The organism is Ensifer sp. 1H6 (assembly GCF_001976035.1).
Lineage (GTDB): Bacteria > Pseudomonadota > Alphaproteobacteria > Rhizobiales > Rhizobiaceae > Ensifer > Ensifer canadensis.
Genome location: NZ_MOAI01000029.1, coordinates 60,822 through 82,268, shown reverse-complemented (window position 1 = coordinate 82,268; position 21,447 = coordinate 60,822). Strand labels below are relative to the sequence as shown.

Genomic DNA, 21,447 nt, shown 5'->3' with positions numbered 1-21,447 from the left:
GATGTCGTGAAACGGAAAACGGCGCCGGGTGATCCCGACGCCGTTTCGAATTCCGTTTGAAGAGCTGCGCTTACTTGACGATCGCCGAACCGTTGACGATCTCGACATTCTCGTCGCCCTGCAGGCCGATACGGTCGCCGCTCGGCGTGGTGACGAAGCAGCCGCTGGGGCAGATCATCTCGGTGGCGCCGGCGCTGATCGCCACTTCCATGCGGCTTTCGCCCTCGACGACAACCAGAACAGCAGTCTCGCCATCCTTGTTCGTGACAGTCGCGGCCGAAACCGCCCCTGCCGCCAGCACGCCGGAAAGCAAAGCAATCACAAATGTCTTCATCGCCCATCGACGCCCGCGGCGCCGCCCTTTTGCACAGCCGTCCGCCCCGTCGGATAAGCGACGGTGGCTCCGGCCACCTCTTCAGCCCATGACAGCCTAGACCGTCAAAAGAAGAATTGCATGCTTTTTATCGCGGGCAGGCTGAATAGCGGCTGAACGCTCCGTTTATCAGCGGTTGGGGTTTGAGCGGCGGCTGGAAGCGCGGCGCTTGCCGCCTTCCTCTTCATTTTCCTCGTCAAGCGGCGCCGCGGAAGCGGTTTCCTTTTTCGAGGCTGTGGCCCTCGCCTCGGCCGACGTTGCGCCCTTTGGCTCGCCGACGGTTTCCGGCTCGTGGCTCTCGATGCCGGTCTGATCTTCGATCGGCACGTCCTCGATCTTCAAGGGGAACGGTGCACCGATGCCCTCGTCGCGGAAGCGCTCGTAGATGGCCACACGCAGATCGTTGCGCACGCCGCCGCCGGTCAACACATCGGCCACGTAGATCCGGAGTTCGAAGGTCATGCGGTCATCGCCAAAGGAGGTGAAGCCGACGCTTGGCGACGGGTTCTTCAGCACCATCGGATGGGCGGCGGCAATCTCGGCCAAGAGATCCATGATCCGCCGGGGCTCGCTGGCATAGGTGACGGTGACGGCGATTTCCGAACGGCCGAGCTTGTTGCGGTGCGTCCAGTTGCCGACCGACGCGTTGATCAGCAGCGAGTTCGGCATCATGATCGACTGGTGCTGGAAGGTCTCGATCTCGGTGGCGCGCACCGAGATGCGCTTGACGAAGCCTTCCGTCGTGCCGCTGACGATCCAGTCGCCGACCTTGAACGGACGCTCGACCAGGAGAATGAGGCCCGAGACGAAGTTCGAAACGATGTTCTGCAGACCGAAACCGACGCCGAGCGAGAGGGCACCGGCGACGAGCGCGAGATTGGAAAGGTCGATACCGGCAGCCGAAAGGCCGATCAGGCACGCGAGCCCAACGCCGATATAGCCGATGCCGGTGCGGATAGAGTTTCTGACGCCCGCATCCACCCGGCTGCGCGCCATGATGTTGCCGTCGATCCAGCGCTGCACCCAGCGGGTGACGATGTAACCAAGAATGAAGAACAGGATGCCCGCCATGATGCCCATGAGCGAGATGGTGATGGTGCCGATCTTGATCTCGGTGATGGCGCGATAGGTCCAGGATTCGATGTCGGCGACCTGGAAGCCCCATTGCAGCAGGATCAGCGGAATGAAGAACAGGGTCACCAGCGCGTAAATGCTGAGGCCTGCCACCAGGCCCACCTGATCGAGCCCGACCTGTTCAAGTTTGAAGCGGCGCTCGAGATAGCGCCCGGCTGCCGTTTCGGCGAACGCCCCCTGGCGCGAGACCGCCTTGCCGGTGAGGAAGCCGATATACATCATCACCAGGATCGCGCCTGTAATGATGATCTGCGTGGCGATGAAGCGGGACAGGCCGACATAGCCGGTAGCGGCGGCGATGATGAGCGACGCGCCAGTCAGGATCAGAACGATGGAGACCAGGCGCGGCCACGGGCGACCCGGCGCATCGAAAGGCTCATCGTGCTTGAGCGTCGGCTTGATCCAGGCCGAAGCAATGATGATCAGACCGATGATGACAGAGGCGGTGAAGCTCTTCACCACCGTCAGCACGACCGGCGAGCCGAGCGCTTCGCTGACGCCGCCGAACATGTAGTCAAGGCCGTTGACCAGCGCCATGGCGAAGATGGTGACCAAAAGCACCTTGGCGCCGCGATCCGACACGCGCACGAGGCGCCAGCGCGAGTCCGACGGCGACAGCACCGCATTGGCGAGCGTGGTCACGAAGAACCCGACCACCGTGACCGCAAGCGCAATCGCGATGATCGGCGTGATATCCGAACGCAGCACGTTGAAACTGTGCAGGAAGAAGAAGCTCGACAGCGCAAAGGCGCCTGTCGAAATGGTCGGAATGAATGTCGACCAGAAGGCAACCGACAGACGCCGGAAATAGCTCGGCTCCTCGTCCGACTTGTCGTGGTGGATATAGGGTGAAAACAGCTTGTTACTGCCGACGAGGAAGACGAGTGCGGCACAGATCGACAGGAAGATCGCGGTCAGCAAGGGAATCCGCTTGTATTTCCAGACGAAGGTCAGCCAGCTCATCGTGCTGCGCGACAGCACCTTGGTTTCATTGGCCGTTGCCGACAGCGCCTCGTCGAACATTTCGACCGAAACGTCGGTGTTCTTCAACAGCGTGTTGGAAAACAGCGCGCGTCGCGTCGCCGTGATGCCGTTCGACAGTTTCGTCGCCTGGACCGAAAGGCCCTCGGCCTCCCCCGTCAGCGCATTGATCTCGCCGCGTTCGGCAAGCAGCCGCTTGCGCTCGGCCGTGACGATATCGGCTTCCGGTGGCTGCCCCGCGCCCGGTGGATCGCCGAGTTCGGTCAGCCGCGCCTTGATCTCGTCCAGCCGCGGACGCGTGGCGATCGAGGTCGAGATGATCTGCTTGGCGACGGCATCGACCTGCACCTTGAGCTCGGCAAGCGCAATGTCGTCGTCACTGGCCTTGGCAATGAGGTCCCTCAGCCGCGCCAGTTCCTTGCCGGCGTGAGCCAGTTGCTCCGCCGTCTGGCTCTGGCCGGCTTCGGCAGCAACGGCTGCGTCGGTCGGCTGCGCTGGCGTCGCGGCGTTTTGCGCCGGTTGGGCAGCACCCGCTGCAGGCTGCTGCACGTTCGCTGCCGGCTGCGCCTTGCCGTCGGCGGCCGGTTGTGTGTTCTGGGCAGGCTGCGCGCCGCCCTCGGCAGGCACTGCCGGAGCTTGAGCGGGTTCTCGCCGGGTTGCGTCGTCGTCTGCACCGGTTGGGCGTTTTGCGCCACGACAGTGCCGGCACCGGCCAGCGACAGCAGGCAGACAGAAACAGCGAACAACTTTGCCACGAAATGCAATTTCAAAACCCTCGGAAGCCCAGACCTCGCCCGGATGCGGAATCGCCCCGGCAGCCGTCACAATGCGGTTTGAATACGAAAGACGGCGGAAAGATGCAAAGACACGGTAAACATGCCTTCACAGCCCGTAAAACTGTCAGAATCCTGCGCCCGGCTGCGCCAGATAGGTCAGTTCCGCCGCCGTCGACGTCCGACCGACGAAGGCGTTGCGGTGCGGGAAGCGACCATAGGTCTCGATCACCTCCCGGTGCCGGATTGCATAATCGATATACATGGGATCGCCGAGCTCGGTGAAAAGCTTCACCGCCATCGTCTGATCCGTCAGGTTCTCCGAGTGCTCGAACGGCATGTAGAAGAACGCCCGCCACTCCGGCCGGACCGCCATGTCGGCGCCGGCGCCGACGGCGAGCTTGGCTTCCCGGAGCGCCAGGCCGTCGGTCGCAAAGGCAAGCGGCGTCCCCCGATACATGTTGCGCGGCAACTGATCGAGAAGCACGATTGCCGCCAGCCGGTTTTCCGGCGTCGCCCGCCAGATGTCGCCGATCTCCCTGGCAAGGGCGAGGTGCGACGCCTGGAAGCGCAGGAAGCAATGTTCGTCCAGCTCGCGCGACGGCTTGAACCAGTGGTCGAGCGACAGTTCCTCGAACCAGAATTTCAGCACTTCATCCGGGGTGCAGGCCTCAGCTTGATGGGTCATTCGCTCCTCATGTCATGCCGTGGGGACGGTCGACCTATCAGATAGGCGGCAATCGCACCGTGTCCATGCCGCTGGCTTACGCGCGACGCTTCAAAATGGCAATAAAAGCCATGCCGCCGACAAGCCCGGTGATGACGCCGATCGGCATATCCTCGGGCGCCATGACGACGCGGGAAAAGAGGTCCGCCCAGATCAGCACCAGCGCCCCGACGAAGGCCGAAAGCGGGATGACCCGGACATTGTCGCTGCCGGCAAACAGCCGCACGAAATGCGGCACCATCAGGCCGACAAAGCCGATCGCGCCGGAAAAAGCGACCATGACCCCGGTCAGAAGTGCGGTGACGACGAAGAGGACGAGGCGGAACCGGCGAACGGGAATGCCGAGCGTCGTTGCCGTCTCGTCGCCCATGGCAAGCGCATTGATCTCGCGCGCCCTCAGCACGAGGTAGCCGAGGCAGGCTGTCAGCACCACCGCGGGATAGACAAGATGCGGCCATTGCGCGAGCCCGAGACCGCCGAGCATCCAGAAAATCACCGTATGCACCGCCCTTGGATCCCCGAGGAAAATCATCAGGTTGCCGACAGACGTCAAGGTGAAGGCAACGGCCACGCCTGATAGCACCAGCCGGTCGGCATTGGTGCCGAGCACCCTTGTCACGAGCGCAACAAGTGCGGTCGCAGCCAGCGCGCCGGCAAAGGCAAACAGCGGCACCGTGGCAAGGCCGAGAATGAGTCCGGTGTGCAGTAGCGCGATGATCGCGCCGAGCGCGCCGCCGGAGGACACACCGAGCAGATGCGGATCGGCAAGCGGATTGCGGGTAACCGCCTGCAGCACGGCGCCGGTCAAGGCCAGCCCGGCTCCAACCAGCCCGGCAAGCACGACACGCGGCAGGCGCACGTCCCAGACAATGCTTTCGCGCCCCGCCGACCAGACGACGTCGACGCTGCCGGGCGACAGCTTCGAGGCGATGATCGACCAGACGGTCGAGACCGGGATGGGCGCTGAACCCCATGAGACGGCGGCAGTGATCGTCAGGCACAGCAACAGCAGCGCCGCGAGAATGGCGGTCGTGGTTTTCACAGTCCGTCCCTGGTCAATTATTGGAATGGAAAGGCGGGAGCATGCGAAACGGCATGCTCCCGCAGGCCGCCTCGGTTACATCGCCTGCCCGTGAAAGGCCCTGGCAAGGCGCGCAATGGCATCGATGTTGCGTGGACCCGGTGTCGCCTCGACATAATCGAGCACGACGAAGCGGTCATTCCTGACGGCATCGATGTTCTTGAAGGCGGGGTTGCTCTTCATGAAGGCGATCTTCTGCTCGGCGGTGACCTCGCCATAGTTGACGATCACCACCACCTCAGGGTTCTTGTCGATCACCGGCTCCCAGGAAATCTCGGTCCAGCTCTTCTCGATGTCGTCCATGACGTTGACGCCGCCCGCCGCCTCGATCATTGCCGTCGGGATACCGAACCGGCCTGACGTGAACGGCTTCTCCTCGCCGGAATCATAGACGAAGACGCGGGTCGGGCGTTCGATGCCGCCGGTGTCTGCAGTGATCTTGTCGAGATCGCGGCGATAACCGTCGACCAGCGCCTGCGCCCGATCCTCGACGCCGAAGATGCGGCCGAGATTGAGGATATCGACGAACATGTCGTCCATGACAGGCTTGCCCTTGGCCATGACGTGAATGCAGGATTCGGTCAGCTCATAGACGTTGATCTTGAAGGGTTCGAGCGTTTCCGGCGTCACCTCGCCCCCGACCTTCATGCCGTAGTTCCAGCCGGCGAAGTAGAAGTCGGCGTCGGCATTGAGCAGCACTTCCTTGGTCGGATATTTTTCCGAAAGCTCCGGCAGCGCCTTGACGCCTTCGCGCAGCTTTTCGTCCAGCGTCTTCCAGCCGGATACGCCGGTATAGCCGACCATGCGGTCCTGCAATTTCAGAGCCAGCATCATTTCAGTGAGGTTGACGTCGTTGGAAACGGCGCGCTTCGGTGCTGAATCGAAGGTCACCTCGCGGTTGCAGCTCTTGACGGTCACGGGATAGGCGAGCGCCGGCGTTGCCGCCAGAACCAGCAGGGCAAAGGCGGAATGGGCAATGAAGGTCTTCATGAAATCAGTTCCTGTCGAGCAAGTGAAAAGGAAAAGCGTGCGCCGCTCGAAACGGCATTGTTGTGGGCAGTGGCGGTGACGCCGAAGGCGGCGGAAAGCGCTTGTGGGTTGAGCACGTCTTCGGGCGGGCCGAAGGCCGTCATGCGTCCCTCCGTCAGGATCGCCACATCGGTCGCGAACTCGGCTGCCAGGTTGATGTCGTGCAGCGTGGTGACGATCGTCAGCTGCAGCGTCTGCAACAACTCGAGAATTTCGAGCTGGTGGCGGATATCGAGATGGTTTGTCGGCTCGTCGAGAATGATGATGCGCGGCTGCTGGGCAAGCGCCCGGGCGATCAGCACCCGCTGCTTCTCGCCGCCCGAAAGCGTCGCGAATTGCCGCCCGGCAAGGTGGGTGAGATCGAGATGCTCGAGCGCGTGCGCAACCGTCTCGCGGTCCCTCGCGGTCCAGCCGCTCATGCCCTCACGCCGGGGGATGCGGCCCATCATCACCACGTCGCGCACGCTGAAGGGAAAGTCGCTCGGCATTTCCTGCAGCACGACGGCAATGATCTTTGCCGCCTCGCGCGCCGTCATCGCCCAGATGTCGACGCCATCGACCTCGATTGCGCCCGCTATCGGCTGGGCCGAGCGATAGAGGCAGCGCAGCAGCGAGGTCTTGCCGGCACCGTTCGGCCCGAGAATGGCAAGCCGGCTGCCGGGCGCAATGGCAAAGTCGATCTCGCGGACCAGCCGCAGGTCCGGGCGCGGTCCCCAATCCAGGGCGTGGACCCGAAGCCCGGCCCCTGTCGCGGTGCAGCTCATCGGCTCGTCCCTCCCCGCGCCATCATTGGAAATGCCAGCCGATGTCTTCGGAGACCAGCATCGCTGCCGGGATGCGCGCCAGCGTCTTGCCGTTGAGCCCGCGCGGCCTCTCGGCCGCCCGCGTCATGCCATCGCCCCTTCCGGCATAGGTGGTCGCGAACGAGACGAGATCATCGATATCCTCCTCGGGCGAGATATCGCCAAAGAGGTAGGTCGCCTTGCCGGTTGCCTGGAAAGCGATGGTGCAAGGCCTGGTACACGCGGCCATGCAGACCGTCCCAGTAATGGAGAAATCCCGGTCGAGCGGCTCGCCGAGCGCGGCAATACTGCGGTTCAGCCGCTGGATCAGATCCGCTCCCGGACGGCATGGGCCGCCGGTGAAACGGCAATCGGTGCAGACCGTTATCGTGTGCTGTCGGGAAACCGGATTGGCCATGTCTCTTCTCCTCCGGATTGGTCCGGAGAGAATGTGGCAACGCGGCATGATGACGGATGACCGTCGCGCAAAAACCAGTTCTTTTCCATCGGAACACCCCGTCCGTTGTGGTTGATCGGTTCGATGGCAGGTCTCCTGGCTCGCGGGTCGCGGCGCATCCACGTCTTCCCGGCTGATCGCCAGTGACATGGTGTGAATGCGCTTTCCGCTCACAGTTGCGGGGGCAGCCACGGTTTCGGCCCCATTTGGGTCGTCCGCTCCGTGTTCCCTTTTCAGCCGCTTCCGCATTGTCGCGGTTGCAGCACCATCAAAGCCTTCGTCGCACACTTCGGCGGAGGTGACAACCGCCGCGACAGCACGGCCTTGGCCTATCAACATGTCGCATTTTTTCATGCGCATTTGTTATGTGATAACATAACATTATTCAACACAAAAATATGTTGACCAACTCGCCCGCACCGACCAACGGGCGTATCCTTCGATGGCGCCTGTGTGGAAAAGGAGATCTGCCATGGCCGCCTATCTGATTGCGGATGTCGAGGTCACCGATGCCGCGGCCTTTGAAGAATACATACGGGAAGTGCCGGCAACGGAGGCGCGCTATGGTGGCCGATATTTGGGGCGCGGTGGCGCTACCCGGGTGCTCGAGGGAGACTGGGAGCCGCACCGGCTCGTCATTGTCGAGTTCCCGGACATGCACTCCTTGCTCGAGTGGTACAACTCGCCGGCGTATCAACGCCTCAAGGCGATCCGAGAGCGCTGCGCCAAGACGCGGATCATGACGCTGGAAGGCGTTGCCACCTAAGCAGTCGGGCCGTCATTGTTCCAGCAGCTTCCGACGTTTACCGCAAAGGTGCGGCATTGGCATACCAACATGCGGCATATTTTCATATTCATCTGTTATGTAATATCATAATACAACACAAGCTAACGAATGATGCCTGCGACGCACATTGGCAGAGCACTTCTCACGCCATCAGGACGATCGATCGCGACTGTCAACCGGACCTATTAATCTGGCATCAGCGTTTGCCGGCGACGGTCATAAGACATTGCTCGACCAACGGACCGGCAACTCTGTGCTGGAAGCGATTTCAAGAGGCGTTGTCAGGCGATACTTCATCTGCCTGGGGTGCCTCATTCCGGTGCGGCGATACGAATGGGACGTGTCCCGACTGGAGCGCCGGTCGCCCGGTCGATGGTGACGGGATCGATCTCCGTTCCGGTCTCGGCGTCGAAGAACCGGGTTACCTCGCCCCCGCCGCGATGCTTGCGTCCCCACGCGCCGATGGCAAACAGAACCGGCAGGAAGTCTTGGCCAGCTTCGGTCAGGACATATTCGTCTCGTGGCGGACGATCGGAATAGCGGCGTTTCTCCAGCAGCCCCTCCTCCGTCAGCGCTGAAAGCCGCCCCGTCAGCATCGTCGGCGCGATACCAAGACTTTTGCGGAAATCATCGAAGCGGGTCAGGCCCGCATGGGCATCTCGCATGATCAGCATGCTCCAGGCATCCCCCACAAGCGCAAGGCTCCTGGCGATCAGGCATGGCTGGCTCGACAGATTTTTCATGTTAGTATCTTTTTGATAGTGACTAACTACTAATTTAATAGTAACTGAATGTTCAGCGATATTCCATGATAAAATGAAAGCACAAGCCGATGAGCAAGACAGAACGCGGCATTGCCCTGGTCACGGGCGCTTCCTCAGGCATTGGGTTGGTGACAGCACGAGCGCTGCGGCACGATGGCTACCGTGTCTTCGGTACCAGCCGAAAGCCGATGCCCGATACCCCGGACGGGATCACGATGCTGATCTGCGATGTAACCGATGACGCATCGGTGCAGACAACCGTCGACGAGGTTCTAAGTCGCGCAGGACGGATTGATCTTCTTGTCAACAATGCCGGGATCGGACTGCTCGGCGGCGCTGAGGAATCCACGACGAAACAGGCGAAAGCCGTCTTCGACGTAAACGTGTTCGGCATCATACGCATGACAAATGCGGTGCTGCCCACGATGAGACGGCAGCATCGAGGACGGATCGTCAACCTCAGCTCCATACTCGGGCTGATCCCCGCCCCCTACAATGCGCTCTACGCATCGACCAAACATGCCATCGAAGGCTATTCGGAGTCTCTTGACCACGAAGTGCGAACGCAAGGCATCCGCATCGTGCTTGTCGAGCCCGGCGTAACCCGCACATCCTTCGAAGAGAACATCACGCGACCGGACCGCCCGCTTGCCGTTTACGACACGGTTCGCGCCGACGCGGAGAGGCTGATGCGCGACATCGTCGCGAAGGGCGATGCACCCGAGGTGGTCGCCGAAGCCGTCGTAAGGGCCGCCAATGCGGCATCGCCCAAACGACGCTACACCGCCGGAAAAGCTGCAGGACAAGTCCGTTTCATGCGTCGCTTCCTGCCCGAGTCCATCGTCGACAAGAACCTTCGGAAGTTCAGCAGACTTCCCGATTGAGCTGTCGCCGCCGCACTGCTGGCGCTGCCGGCTCACCATAGAAACGAAAGTTAGTCTGATGAAATCATTCCTGATCGATCGCTATCTGAAAGGCGGCGCTCTCCGGCTCGGCGAAGGCCCACAGCCGGAGTTGCGTGAGAACGATGTCATGGTTGAGATTCATGCCGCCGGCGTGAACCCCTTGGACAATAAGATCAGGGACGGAGAGTTCAAGGTCATCCTTCCCTACCGCCTTCCACTGGTGCTGGGCAACGATGTAGCGGGCGTGGTGGTCAGGGTCGGGGCCAATGTCCGGCGATTTAAGCCTGGTGACGAGGTCTATGCACGCCCGGCCCAGGATCGCATCGGGACATTTGCAGAGTACATCGCCATGGACGAGGCCGATGTAGCGATGAAGCCGAACAATCTGAGTATGAACGAGGCCGCATCCATTCCGCTTGTTGCCCTGACAGCATGGCAGGTGCTTGTCGAGCGGGCCAACTTGCAAAAGGGACAGAAGGTCCTGATCCATGCCGGCTCCGGTGGTGTGGGCGCGATCGCGATCCAGCTTGCCAAGCATCTTGGGGCATATGTGGCGACGACCACGAGCACACCAAATATCGCTCTTGTGAAAAGTCTCGGCGCAGACGTCGTCGTCGACTACAAGAAGGATGACTTCGAGAAAGTGCTGCAGGGCTATGACGTCGTGCTGAACAGCCTAGGGAGGGAAACGCTGGAGAAATCCCTTGCTGTTCTGAAGCCGGGCGGGAAGCTGATTTCGATTTCCGGTCCGCCCGATCCGGACTTCGCGCGGCAGAACGGTTCTGGCTGGCTGCTTCAACAGGTCATGCGCCTGCTGAGTTTCGGCATCAGGAGAAAATCGAAGCGCCGAAGGATCAGCTACTCCTTCCACTTCATGACGGCCAACGGTGGGCAGCTTGGTCAGATCACCTCCCTGATCGACACAGGTGCCATACGACCGGTAGTGGATCGGGTCTTCCCGTTCGAGAGGACCAACGAGGCGCTGGACTATGTCGAAACGGGGCGTGCCAAGGGGAAAGTCGTCGTCGCTGTGAAGTGACGTCTGGGGTCCGGTCCGATTGCCGTTAGAGGAAGCAACTACCTTTAGGAAGGCGATTAGCGCAGCGGCCAGACGGCGATCAGCGCCGGCACACTGACGATGACAATCACCACCGAAAGCGGCAGGCCGAGGCGCGGATAGTCGCTGAACTTGTAGCCGCCCGGGCCCATGACCAGCGTGTTGCACTGGTGGCCGATCGGGGTCAGGAAATCGCAGCCTGCGCCAATGGCAACCGCCATCAGGAAGGCTTCGGGGCGGTAGCCAAGCGTGGTCGCGAAACTGGCGGCGATCGGCGCCATGACCAGGACGGTCGCGGCATTGTTGAGGAACGGCGTCACTGCCATGGCGGCGAGCAGGATCAGCGTCAGCGCCCCGGCCGGCGGCAGGCCCGCGGCAATCGTGCCGAGCCAGCTGGCGATCACGTCGGTGCCCCCTGTCGTGCGCAGCGAATCGCTGACCGGGATCAGCGCTGCCAGCATCACCAAAATCGGCCCGTCGACCGACCGGTAGACGTCGCGCAGCGGAATGATGCGGAAGATCACCATGGCAAGGGCCGCGGCGAAGAAGGCGATCGGGATCGGCACGAGGCCGACGGCCGTCGAGCCCATGGCGGCGGCAAGAACGAGGAGCGGCAGCGTCGCCTTGCGGATGGTGCCAAGCAGGATCTCGCGCTGCGCCAGCGGCAGGCAGCCGAAGTCCTGCAGGAACGACGGCAGTTCACGGCGCGCGCCCTGCAGCACGACGATATCGCCGGCCCTTAAGCGAATGTTGCCGAGCCGCTGCTTCAGCCGCTCGCCCTGCCGGCTGACGGCAAGCAGGTTGATGTTGTGGTTGCTGAACAGCGCCAGGCGCTGCGCGGTCATGCCTTCGAGCGGCGAGCCGCCGCCGATCACAGCCTCGACCGCCTCGATCTCCGCGCCGGTCTTTTCGCTGGATGACGGCGAACGGTCGCCGGAGATCTTCAGCTTGGCCTGCGAGACGATACGATCGAGCGCATCCGGCCCGCCTTCGAGCAGCAGGATATCGTCGGCCTCGAGCTTGACGTCAGGCAATGGCGCCACATGCAGGCCGCGCCGGAACATCGCGGTGACGACGGCACCGCCGTCGGCAATCTTGACGAGTTGGCTCAGCGACTTGCCGATCATGGGCGTACCGGCGGCAACCACCGCCTCCGAGGTATAGTCTGTGATCTCGATCGCCGCCTGCACCGAGACATGCTGGCTCGTGCGCTGCGGCACCAGCTTGTAGGCAAACAGCAGGAAGACGACACCGACGGCAGCAAGCGTGGCGCCGACGGGGGTGAAATCGAACATGGTGAAGCTCTCGCCCGTCAACTCCTGGCGCACGCGCGAAACGACGATATTGGGCGAGGTTCCGACCTGGGTCATCAGCCCGCCGATCAGCGAGCCGAAGGCCATCGGCATCAGGAACACCGAGGGCTGGACGCCGGAACGGCGGGCAAACTGGAACGCCACCGGGATCATGATCGCCAGCGCGCCGATATTCTTGATGAAGGCGGAAAGCACCGTGACCGTGATGACCAGCAGCGCAAGCTGCGCCCGGACCGAGGAAATGTTCGGCAGAAACCGCTGGATCGCCGCATCCACGACACCGGAGCGCGCCACCCCGGCGCTGACGATAAGGGCGCTACCGACGATGATGACGATATCGTCGCTGAAACCATCAAAGGCGTGATCGAAAGGCACGATGCCAACGGCGACCGAAAGCATCAGGGCGGAACAGGCAATCACGTCATATCGAAACCGCCCCCAGATGAAGAATGCCATCATGGCGCCGATGACTATAAACGCGAGGGACTGTTCGGCGGTCATGCAATACCTGGGTTCGGCAGAAGGACTGGGCGACAGCAGAGCGCGCGACAGGCGCTTGGGGCCTGACGCACAATCCGACGGGAAGTTCACCCAAGGACTACCGCATGTTTCGCCAAATCGGAATTCGCCGCAGCGACAAATCTGGGTATGAGCGCGAAACGCATCGGGTTGGCGCGGCGAACTCGCAACCTGCCCTCTTCCCACAGCTGACGGTGGAAGGCTTGTACCAATGGGCCAGCGTGGCCATCAACGGCGAAGCTGTGGGCAAGCTGCATGTTGCCGCCGGGCCGTTCGGAAGACGGAAGGTCCTGCCCAGCAAACACGGCCGGGAGATCCCTCTCCCGCCCCTCAGACTGATGACAAAGTCATCCATATGACCTGTTCGACATTCGGGCGCCTTCACGGCGCTCAAAGCACCCTCATTCCTGTGCCCGTCACAGGAATCCAGTCAGCCCAAGTCCTTGGGCTGAAAGGTCTTTCGACCTGACAGACGTCAGCTCGCTGGATTCCGGCACAGGGCCGGAATGAGGGAGAACTGGGTGAGCCTCCCGTTAGACAGGATTCTCTGGGGTATGTCGGCAATCTAGAGCATGTCGTGCAAAAGTGCGCAGCGGCTTTGTGATGACGACATGCGCAAAAACAAGAGCTTAAAGGGCAGCAAGCGAATCCTGGAGATCGCGACGCGCTTTAGAGCCGGGAGATCCCTCTCCCGGCCCTGTGTTGGTCGATTGTTGCTGTGTCGTTCGTCGCCGACGATCAGTTGGCGGTTTCCGCCGCCTTCTCGATGAGATCGGCGACCGCCTTCGGATTGGAGACATAGACGGCGTGGCTGCCGGGCACTTCGACGACGGTTGAGCCGGCGCGTTTGGCCATCATCTGCTGGGCAGCCGGCGGGATCATGCGATCTTCACCCGCAACCAGATAGTAGCTCGGCTTGGTCTTCCAAGCAGGCTCGGTGACGGCGCCGGCCAGCGCTTCGACGCCCCACGGAACCTGGGAGTCTGCCATGAAGGCGGCCGTCTCGGCATCGACGTCAGCAGCAAACGATGCGGCGAACTTTGCCTTGTCGAGGAACAGGAAGCCATCGACCGGCGGCAGGATTGGCGGCACCGGCGCGCCGGCCGGCGGGTTGGCAATCAAGGACGAGACCGACTCGCCCTTATCCGGGGCGAACGCGGCGATGTAGACGACCGACTGCACCTTCTCATGGGTGCCGGCTTCGCTGATGACGACGCCGCCATAGGAATGCCCGACCAGCACCACCGATCCATCAGCCTTGTCGATCGCCTGCCTTGTGGCAGCGACGTCGGCGGCAAGCGAGGTCGTCGGGTTCTGGACGATGCTGACGGTGTAGCCGTCCTTCTTCAGGATGTCGTAGACACCCTTCCAGCCGGCGCCATCGACGAAACCGCCATGGACGAGAACGACGTTCTTTGCGCCTGCATCAGCGGCAAACGCGGTGGTGCCGGTGGCGGCCAGGGTGAGCGAGGCGGCGGCGGCAAGCAGAGATGTCTTCAACATTTGCGCAACTCCTTAATTTGTTGGCGCGATAGTTGTTATCGCGGTAATCATTAGATATGCCTTACGCGATCACCTGTCCAGCATTTTATTATCGCAATAATGGTTTTCGTGCTAAGCTCATGAAAAGCCACGGACTTAAATATTGGAGACGACCATGACCGAACCCGCACCGCTTCCGCTCGACAGCCAGCTCTGCTTCTCGATCTACTCGGCAGCGATCGCCATCAATCGCGCCTACAAGCCGATGCTGGACGCGCTCGGCGTCACCTACACGCAGTATCTGGCCGTCAGTACACTGTGGGAACAGGACGGCTTGAGCATATCGGCGATTGCCGATCGGCTCGGCCTGGAACCGAGCACCATCACCCCGGCAGTCAAGCGGCTCGAGGCGGCCGGTTTCCTTTCAAGACGCAGAAGCACCGTCGACGAACGGCTGGTCGAGGTTTTCCTGACAGAGAAGGGCAAGGAGCTTCACCCCAAGACCGCATGCCTCACCGACACGCTGCTGCGTCGTTCCGGATTTACCGTGCCCGAGATGATCGATCTCAACGAAAAGGTCCAGATGCTGCGCGACGGCCTCACCCGCGAAGAAGCGTAGAAACATGCAGCAATTCAAAGTGCTACAGCGAGCTTTGCGCGTCTAATGAGACACGCGGCCACCGAGGGTCCTGTCGCCATCGGCAATCGCCGCACGGAAACTTGGAAATTTCCGTTGAAGCGCTACACTTTAGAGAAAGGTGCTGGATTATCGCCCGCAGGCGCCAAAGTAAGTCGTAACGCCCTGGAAGTTGCGCATGGCGTCGGGCAGAACTCCGATCCGCCTTCTGCATAGTCGAGGACCATCGATATGAAACATGCTCTTGCCGCCCTTTCCGTCGTCCTCCTTCTCAGTGGTTGCACCACTGGTGTTCAGACCTACGGCTACTCGCCGAACCTTCAGCCGATCCCCGGCAGCATCACCTATGGCGGCCAGCCTCGCACCAAGTTGAAGAAGGCGCCGGTCGGCAGTATCGTGCCGCACCAGTTCTTCGACCAATTCGGCCGTCAGGTCTTTGAGACCTACGTGATCGAACCGGATCGCTCGCTGCGCCTCGTCAGCCGCCGCTGGAGGAGCCTCGACGTCTTCGGTGACTTCGACTGATTGCGGGGCCTACCTTGCGGCAATTGAGCTTGCCGAGGCGATCGGCTGCCTCGCCTCTTACTGGCTTCCGCCGTTGAACTGCTGCAGTACCCAATCCCTCAGCACCTGCGTTGCCGGCCGCTCGGCAGCCCGCGGACTATAGACCAGATCGTAGCGGTAGCTTTCGAGCGACAGTGCAAACGGCTGGACGAGTATGCCGGAGGCAAGTTCCTCGGCAACCAGGGTCAGGCTCAAGAGACCGATGCCCTGCCCGGCCACGACCGATTGCACCGCATGGATCTCGTCGGTGAAGGAGAGGCCGCCAGCCGGGTCGATATCGGTGACGCCTGCGTGCCTCAGCCATTGCCGCCAGACCGGCGCCCGCTCGTCGTCGCGCCGCGCCGGCCCCCAATCGAAGTGAATGAGTGTCGCCTCTCGCAGCGCATCGAGGGACATCGGCGCCAACCGCGGCGCACAGACCGGCGCGAAACGATCGGCGAAAAGCGGCTCGGAAAGCAGGCCGGGATACTGCCCGTCGCCATAGCGGATGGCCGCGTCGGCATCGGCATCCAGATCCACCGTCCTGTTCGAGGCGTCGAGGCGCAGGTTCCAGTCCGGATGAGCGTCGCGAAAGCTGCCGGCGAGCGGTGCCAGCCGCTTGGCGACGAAGGCGACGGTTGAGGTGAGCCGCGCCACCTTGGTGTCACGGCTGCGGCGCAGTTCGCCGATCGCCTGCTCGAAGCGGTCGAGCCCATCGCGTAGCACCGGAAACAGCGTCTGCCCAGCCGGCGTCAGCCGCACCTGGCGCGTGCCGCGCTCGAACAGCTTCAGCTCCAGCAGATCTTCAAGCTGGCGGATCTGATGGCTGACGGCCGTCGCCGACACGTTCAGCTCGTCGGCCGCCTGCTTGAAGCTCAAGCGGCGGGCGGCCGCTTCGAAAACCCGCAATGCGCCGAGCGGCGGCAATTTTCTCATGACGGCAACAAATGACTTGAATTCATCTGTCGGCTGAAAAATGGTCTTTTGTCAGCCGGGCGAAGCCTCATCATATTGAGTTCAGCAGCCAAGGCAACGCCGCCAAGCTGAGTTGAACTCAAGCATAGAGGGATTCCCCGTGTTTCTCGAACAGGTCATCACCAAGCCCGATCCTTACGCGCCATTCCTGCTTTCGCAGGCGATCAAGGCCAACGGTTTCGTCTTCGTCTCCGGCCAGGCCGCAATCGGCGACGATGGCGAAATCGTCGGTGAGAACGATTTCGACCGTCAGGCCGAGCAGGCCTTCCGCAATCTCGACCGCGTCCTGACTGCTGCCGGCTCCAGCCTTTCCAAGGTCGTGAAGGTAACGATCTTCCTGCGCTCGATGGAAAACTTCGGGAAGATCGTCGAGCTGCGCCGCAAATGGTTCTCGGCACCCTATCCCGCCGACAGCATCATCGAGGTCTCCTCGCTCTATTCGCCGAAGGCGATGATCGAGATCGAGGCGATTGCGCTGACCGAGGATCGTTGAGATGAACGCGCACAGCACGGTCGCCTCGCCGATCCTGACCGGAACGACGCTCAAAGGGCTGGCCTTCGGCAACCGGCTTTCCGTCGCGCCGATGACCCGCATCAGCGCCACTGCCGAGGGCGTACCGACCGAAAGGATGGCGCACTACTACCGGCGCTTCGCAAAGGGCGGCTTCAGCCTCCTGACAACTGAAGGCATCTATCCCGACAAGGCCTATGCGCAAACCTATAGGGACCAACCGGGACTTGCCGACCGGAAACAGGCGGAAGGCTGGAAGGCGGTCGTCGATGCGGTGCACGCCGCGGGCGGCCGCATCTTTGCCCAGCTTATGCATGGCGGTGCGCTCGCCCAGGGCAATCGCTTCCGCAGCGACACAGTCGGACCCTCGGCACTGCAGCCGAGAGGCAAACAGATGGTCTCCTACCACGGTGAGGGTCTCTATGCCGAGCCGCGGGAGATGGATGGGATGGAGATTGCCGAAGCGATATCAGGCTTTGCGCAAGCCGCCAGGCTTTCCATCGATGTCGCCGGTTTCGACGGCATCGAGATCCATGGCGCCAACGGCTATCTGCTCGACCAGTTCTTCACCGATTACACCAACCGGCGGCAGGATCGCTGGGGCGGCGACATCGGCAAGCGGTTGGGCCTGAGCCTCGCAGTGCTGGACGCGGTTCGCAGCGCCGTCGGCGATAAGGTGCCCGTCGGCATCCGCCTGTCCCAGGGCAAGGTCAACGACCCCTTACATAAATGGGCGGAGGGCGAAGAAGGTGCTGCCATCGTTTTCAAGGCGCTGGCCACCAGTCCCGCCGACTTCGTACACGTGACTGAGTTCGAAGCCTGGCAACCGGCCTTTGCTTCCGGCGGCAGATCGCTGGTCTCCCTTGCCCGCCAGCATGCGCCCGATCTGTTCGTCATTGCCAATGGCGGTCTGCACGATATCGCCCGCGCCGAGCAGGTGCTGCAGGCCGGCGCCGATATGATCGCGCTCGGTCGCGGCGCGCTCGCCAATCCCGATTGGCCGCGCATCGCCACTGAGAAGCGCGAGGCCCGCCCGCTGAAGCTGGAAATGCTGTCGCCGATCAGCGACATCAAGGACAGCGAGCTTCAGCTTTGAGCCAAGAGAGGCGGCGCCACAACAAGGCGCCGCCCTGGCCTGACAGCTGACAGGCCTGCTTTGAGCGTAGGAACATCCCCAGTCCCTCATTCCGGCCTTGTGCCGGAATCCAGCGACCCGACGTCTGTCGAGTCAAAAGACCCTTCAGCCCAAAGACTTGGGCTGGTCCCGCAGTTCCTACGGAACTGCGCGAGATCTCTGTGACAAGCACAGAGATGAGGACGGTTTAGGCATTGCCATGGCAAGAACCCCTGATCCAACGTTGGCCATTGCGCCTGGTGGCGACAGCGGCCTCGCCCCCTACGCGCCCGCGACGAAGCGATACGCGGCACCGTTCCGTTCGGCCCGCCCGATGCCGGGATAGCCCCAGTGGTAGCCGAGCAGCGTCAGCTTTTCCGTTGCTGCCCGGTCGATCAGCGTCTTGCGGGTTTTCAGCGCCTGCTCCGGATCGGTATCGAAACCGAAGTGCCAGTCCGGGTGCTCGAAGAAGACAATATTGCTGGTTGCCGCATCGCCTGAGATGACGAGCCCGTTGTCGCCGGCAAGTTCCAGCGAGATATGGCCCGGCGTGTGGCCGCGCGTGTCGAGCACCTGCATGCCGGTCACGATCTCGTCGCCCGGCTTGACCAGCGTCAGGCGCTCCTTGACCGCGAAAAGATCGCGCTGCGCACCGCGGGCAAAGCCGTGCAGCGCCTTCGGCATGACCTTCTCGTAGTCGGGGTTCGTCCAGAATGCCCATTCGCGCTCCGAGACGAAATATTGCGCATTCGGAAAGGTGAGCTTGCCGTCTGCCCCGACCGTGCCGCCGGCATGATCCGGGTGGGCATGGGTAAAGACCACCTTGGTCACATCCGCCGGATTAATACCTGCAGTCGCCAGATTGGCCGCAAGCTTGCCGGCACTCGCCTGGAAATTGCCGCCCGATCCGTTGTCGACGACGATCAGGTCCCTGCCGGTGCGGATGAACGGGATGTTGGTGTGGAAGGGTGCGCCCTCAGGCGTGCCGCCGAGCCGGCGCATGATTCCGTCGCGCTCCTCCGGCGCCGCATCCGGTAGCACGATGCTGACCGGCAGCGTCAGGAAGCCGTCGCTGACGACGGCGATATCGAAAGCCCCATGGGTGAAGCGGTGGGTGTCTGCGGCGTAAACGCCCTTCGGCAGCAGCGGCAATACAGCGCCCGCTACGGAGCCGGCGAGAAAGGAACGGCGGTTGAGGCCGGAGGTTTTGTCGTCTGTGCAGGTCATGGATCGGTTCCTTCTGTTTTGAGCGAGAGCAACCGGCCGGCAGCGCGTTTCCGCGGCACCGGCCGGGGGCCGAGGGTCAAGACCGTGCAAATTCGAGCAGGTCAGCGTTGAGCTGGTCCTTGTGGGTGTCGGTGATGCCGTGCGGCGCGCCGGGATAAACCTTCAGGGTGGCGCTCGGCACCAGCTGCTTCGAAGCGCGGGCGGCCGCATCGATCGGCACGATCTGGTCGTCGTCGCCATGGATGATCAGCGTCGGCACGTCGAACTTCTTCAGGTCCTCGGTAAAGTCGGTCTGCGAGAAGGCGACGATCGAGTCATAGGTGTTCTTGTGCCCGCCCATCATGCCCTGCAGCCAGAAGCTGTCGATCATGCCCTGCGAAGCCACGGCACCCGGCCGGTTGAAGCCGAAGAACGGACCCGAGGCGATATCGCGATAGAGCTTGGAGCGATCCTTCAGGCTTGCCGCCTGCAACCCGTCGAACACCTCCTTCGGCAGCCCTCCGGGATTGCTGTCGGTCTTGACCATCAGCGGCGGTACCGCCGAGATCAATCCGGCCTTGGCGATACGGCTTGTTCCGTGACGGCCGATATAGCGGGTGATTTCGCCACCGCCGGTGGAGAACCCGGCGAGGAATATGTCCTTCAGATCAAGCGCATTGATCAGGTCGGCAAGATCGTCGGCATAGTGATCCATGTCGTTGCCGTCCCAGGGCTGAGAGGAGCGGCCATGGCCGCGCCGGTCATGGGTGATGACGCGGAAGCCGTTACTGGCGAGGTGGAAGGCCTGCGCCTCCCAGCTGTCCGATGACAATGGCCAGCCGTGGCTGAGCACGACCACCGGGCTCTCCTTTGAGCCCCAGTCCTTGTAGTAGATCTCGACGCCATCGCGGGTGATGATGCGGCTGCCCATGGTCGTTACTCCCAATGTGTCGGATGTGGTGCTTGATGCGGTTTCGGCTTTCGCCGGGCGAATGACGGCTGGAACGGCGGCGGCTGTGGCCGCGGCGCCAAAGGCAGCCGAAAGAACTGTGCGGCGCGAAAGGCCAGTGGAGACTGCTGTGGAAACTGCTTCTGCTTCAATCATTGTCCTGCCCTCTTCCATCTCGGTTGACCGGCGATCTCCGTTCCGGAGCGCTGGTTGAATTGATAGAATGACCGGCCTACCCTCTCGACCGGCAAAGCTGACAACGATGGGGGCAGAAGTGACAAAACCACTCGAAAGCGAACCGGCGGAGATCGGCATCGTCGTTTATCCGCGCGCGCTGAAGTCGGCGGTCCATGGGCTGACCGACATGTTCCAGGTGGCCGGCATGCAGGCGACAGAACAGGGCGGCGCACGCGCACCTCGCATCCGCGTCAGCCACTGGCAGCTTCAGGAGGATGGCTCGGTCGAAAAGACGCTCGACACCCACCCCGGCCCCTCCTCGGGTCTCGTCGCGCTGATCCTGCCGCCGACGCTGGCGGAGCTGCCCGTAGGCGGGCGCATGGGCCAGCTGCCCGCCTTCGTGCGCGAGCAGCATGCCGGTGGCACCACTTCTGCTCGGTCTGCGGCGGCGCCTATCTGCTGGCGGAATCCGGGCTCGCCGCAGGTCGCACGATCACCACCCATTGGTCGCACCAGGACCTGATCGCCGATCGCTACCGCGATGTCCGTGTCGATACCGACAAGCTATTGATCGACGAAGGCGATATCATCACTGCCGGTGGCATGATGGCCTGGATCGATCTGGGGCTGAAACTCGTCGACCGGTTCCTTGGAACCAATGTGATGCTGGCAACCGCCCGCTTCATGATCATCGATCCCGGTGCCCGCGAACAGAGCTACTACAGCGTCTTTGCGCCCAAGCTCGACCACGGCGACAGCACGATCCTGAAAATCCAGCACTGGCTGCACGGCGCCAACACCAAGGGCGTGACGCTGCAGATGATGGCTGAGCGCGCCGGGCTCGGCGACCGCACTTTTCTCCGGCGCTTCCAGAAGGCGACCGGCTTCAACCCGACGGAATATTGCCAGCGGTTGAGGATCGCCAAATCACGCGACCTGCTCGAGCGCTCGCACCTGTCGATCGAGCAGGTTGCCTGGCAGAGCGGCTACGACGACACCAACGCCTACCGCAAGATCTTCCGCAAGATCCTCGGCCTGTCGCCGCGGGAGTACCGGTTGCGCTTCTCGGTGTCGGACGGCACGCGACGGCCGGCCATGGCAGGACTTGCAGCCGCCGCGCCCGCCTGATCTGCACGGCGTCGACGCCGGCATGTTTCGCCAACACGTTTTC

General features: G+C 62.3%; 22 protein-coding genes, 1 pseudogene and 1 riboswitch. Of the genes and pseudogenes, 10 read left to right on the top strand and 13 right to left on the bottom strand.

Annotated features, from left to right (window positions below; all coding sequences use genetic code 11):
* Positions 1 to 70: 70 nt before the first annotated feature.
* The 7 genes and pseudogenes from BKP54_RS27340 to BKP54_RS27310 form a co-directional block, all read right to left on the bottom strand.
* Positions 71 to 334 (bottom strand): hypothetical protein, encoded by a 264-nt coding sequence (locus BKP54_RS27340; protein WP_025427439.1) that lies wholly within the window; start codon positions 332 to 334, stop codon positions 71 to 73.
* A 168-nt stretch (positions 335 to 502) separates the two neighbouring features.
* Positions 503 to 3,258 (bottom strand): annotated as a pseudogene (locus BKP54_RS27335) (mechanosensitive ion channel family protein).
* 130 nt (positions 3,259 to 3,388) lie between these two features.
* Positions 3,389 to 3,949 (bottom strand): DUF924 family protein, encoded by a 561-nt coding sequence (locus tag BKP54_RS27330; protein WP_025427441.1) that lies wholly within the window; start codon positions 3,947 to 3,949, stop codon positions 3,389 to 3,391.
* A 76-nt stretch (positions 3,950 to 4,025) separates the two neighbouring features.
* Entirely contained in the window at positions 4,026 to 5,030 is a 1,005-nt protein-coding gene (locus BKP54_RS27325) for an iron ABC transporter permease (protein ID WP_239637572.1), read from the bottom strand.
* Between the two features lie 75 nt (positions 5,031 to 5,105).
* Positions 5,106 to 6,059: an ABC transporter substrate-binding protein gene (locus BKP54_RS27320; protein ID WP_025427443.1), complete on the bottom strand. Its 954-nt coding sequence runs from the start codon at positions 6,057 to 6,059 to the stop codon at positions 5,106 to 5,108.
* Positions 6,056 to 6,862, bottom strand: coding sequence for an ABC transporter ATP-binding protein (locus BKP54_RS27315; RefSeq protein WP_025427444.1), 807 nt, complete (start codon positions 6,860 to 6,862; stop codon positions 6,056 to 6,058). The genes BKP54_RS27320 and BKP54_RS27315 overlap by 4 nt, the downstream gene beginning before the upstream one ends.
* A gap of 22 nt (positions 6,863 to 6,884) precedes the next feature.
* Positions 6,885 to 7,298: a DUF1636 domain-containing protein gene (locus BKP54_RS27310; RefSeq protein ID WP_025427445.1), complete on the bottom strand. Its 414-nt coding sequence runs from the start codon at positions 7,296 to 7,298 to the stop codon at positions 6,885 to 6,887.
* Positions 7,299 to 7,405: 107 nt separating this feature from the next.
* Positions 7,406 to 7,622: riboswitch (cobalamin riboswitch) on the bottom strand.
* A gap of 187 nt (positions 7,623 to 7,809) precedes the next feature.
* On the opposite strand from BKP54_RS27310, the gene BKP54_RS27305 reads away from it, so the two are divergent.
* On the top strand, positions 7,810 to 8,103 hold the full coding sequence (locus tag BKP54_RS27305; protein ID WP_025427446.1) for a DUF1330 domain-containing protein: 294 nt from the start codon (positions 7,810 to 7,812) through the stop codon (positions 8,101 to 8,103).
* 332 nt (positions 8,104 to 8,435) lie between these two features.
* Here the strand turns inward: BKP54_RS27305 and BKP54_RS27300 are convergent, their stop codons facing one another.
* Complete coding sequence (locus BKP54_RS27300) at positions 8,436 to 8,867, bottom strand: helix-turn-helix domain-containing protein (RefSeq protein WP_025427447.1); 432 nt, start codon at positions 8,865 to 8,867, stop codon at positions 8,436 to 8,438.
* A gap of 89 nt (positions 8,868 to 8,956) precedes the next feature.
* Between BKP54_RS27300 and BKP54_RS27295 the strand changes: the two genes are divergently transcribed.
* Both BKP54_RS27295 and BKP54_RS27290 read left to right on the top strand, forming a co-directional pair.
* Positions 8,957 to 9,772, top strand: coding sequence for an oxidoreductase (locus tag BKP54_RS27295; protein WP_025427448.1), 816 nt, complete (start codon positions 8,957 to 8,959; stop codon positions 9,770 to 9,772).
* A gap of 58 nt (positions 9,773 to 9,830) precedes the next feature.
* Positions 9,831 to 10,832: an NADP-dependent oxidoreductase gene (locus BKP54_RS27290; protein ID WP_025427449.1), complete on the top strand. Its 1,002-nt coding sequence runs from the start codon at positions 9,831 to 9,833 to the stop codon at positions 10,830 to 10,832.
* 56 nt (positions 10,833 to 10,888) lie between these two features.
* Here the strand turns inward: BKP54_RS27290 and BKP54_RS27285 are convergent, their stop codons facing one another.
* The gene (locus BKP54_RS27285) at positions 10,889 to 12,664 is read right to left on the bottom strand and encodes an SLC13 family permease (RefSeq protein ID WP_025427450.1); all 1,776 of its coding nucleotides are present in this window, start codon (positions 12,662 to 12,664) and stop codon (positions 10,889 to 10,891) included.
* Between the two features lie 104 nt (positions 12,665 to 12,768).
* Here BKP54_RS27285 and BKP54_RS27280 point away from each other — a divergent pair, with 104 nt between their 5' ends.
* On the top strand, positions 12,769 to 13,041 hold the full coding sequence (locus tag BKP54_RS27280; protein ID WP_025427451.1) for a hypothetical protein: 273 nt from the start codon (positions 12,769 to 12,771) through the stop codon (positions 13,039 to 13,041).
* A gap of 379 nt (positions 13,042 to 13,420) precedes the next feature.
* Here BKP54_RS27280 and BKP54_RS27275 read toward each other — a convergent pair whose 3' ends face one another.
* Complete coding sequence (locus BKP54_RS27275; protein WP_025427452.1) at positions 13,421 to 14,185, bottom strand: alpha/beta hydrolase; 765 nt, start codon at positions 14,183 to 14,185, stop codon at positions 13,421 to 13,423.
* Positions 14,186 to 14,339: 154 nt separating this feature from the next.
* Between BKP54_RS27275 and BKP54_RS27270 the strand changes: the two genes are divergently transcribed.
* Together BKP54_RS27270 and BKP54_RS27265 are read left to right on the top strand one after the other, a co-directional pair.
* On the top strand, positions 14,340 to 14,783 hold the full coding sequence (locus BKP54_RS27270) for a MarR family transcriptional regulator (RefSeq protein ID WP_025427453.1): 444 nt from the start codon (positions 14,340 to 14,342) through the stop codon (positions 14,781 to 14,783).
* A gap of 249 nt (positions 14,784 to 15,032) precedes the next feature.
* The gene (locus tag BKP54_RS27265; RefSeq protein ID WP_025427454.1) at positions 15,033 to 15,326 is read left to right on the top strand and encodes a hypothetical protein; all 294 of its coding nucleotides are present in this window, start codon (positions 15,033 to 15,035) and stop codon (positions 15,324 to 15,326) included.
* Between the two features lie 57 nt (positions 15,327 to 15,383).
* Here the strand turns inward: BKP54_RS27265 and BKP54_RS27260 are convergent, their stop codons facing one another.
* Positions 15,384 to 16,280, bottom strand: a complete 897-nt coding sequence (locus BKP54_RS27260) for a LysR substrate-binding domain-containing protein (protein ID WP_025427455.1) — start codon at positions 16,278 to 16,280, stop codon at positions 15,384 to 15,386.
* A 139-nt stretch (positions 16,281 to 16,419) separates the two neighbouring features.
* On the opposite strand from BKP54_RS27260, the gene BKP54_RS27255 reads away from it, so the two are divergent.
* Together BKP54_RS27255 and BKP54_RS27250 are read left to right on the top strand one after the other, a co-directional pair.
* The gene (locus tag BKP54_RS27255; RefSeq protein ID WP_025427456.1) at positions 16,420 to 16,812 is read left to right on the top strand and encodes a RidA family protein; all 393 of its coding nucleotides are present in this window, start codon (positions 16,420 to 16,422) and stop codon (positions 16,810 to 16,812) included.
* A 1-nt stretch (position 16,813) separates the two neighbouring features.
* A complete protein-coding gene (locus BKP54_RS27250) occupies positions 16,814 to 17,926 on the top strand; it encodes an NADH:flavin oxidoreductase (protein ID WP_057222780.1) in 1,113 nt (370 codons plus the stop codon).
* 300 nt (positions 17,927 to 18,226) lie between these two features.
* Here BKP54_RS27250 and BKP54_RS27245 read toward each other — a convergent pair whose 3' ends face one another.
* Positions 18,227 to 19,171, bottom strand: coding sequence for an MBL fold metallo-hydrolase (locus BKP54_RS27245; protein ID WP_025427458.1), 945 nt, complete (start codon positions 19,169 to 19,171; stop codon positions 18,227 to 18,229).
* 76 nt (positions 19,172 to 19,247) lie between these two features.
* Complete coding sequence (locus BKP54_RS27240; protein WP_057206241.1) at positions 19,248 to 20,255, bottom strand: alpha/beta hydrolase; 1,008 nt, start codon at positions 20,253 to 20,255, stop codon at positions 19,248 to 19,250.
* A gap of 118 nt (positions 20,256 to 20,373) precedes the next feature.
* Here BKP54_RS27240 and BKP54_RS37395 point away from each other — a divergent pair, with 118 nt between their 5' ends.
* On the top strand, positions 20,374 to 20,799 hold the full coding sequence (locus BKP54_RS37395; RefSeq protein WP_348626766.1) for a hypothetical protein: 426 nt from the start codon (positions 20,374 to 20,376) through the stop codon (positions 20,797 to 20,799).
* On the top strand, positions 20,733 to 21,404 hold the full coding sequence (locus BKP54_RS37390; protein WP_348626767.1) for a helix-turn-helix domain-containing protein: 672 nt from the start codon (positions 20,733 to 20,735) through the stop codon (positions 21,402 to 21,404). The genes BKP54_RS37395 and BKP54_RS37390 overlap by 67 nt, the downstream gene beginning before the upstream one ends.
* The last annotated feature ends 43 nt before the right edge of the window (positions 21,405 to 21,447 follow it).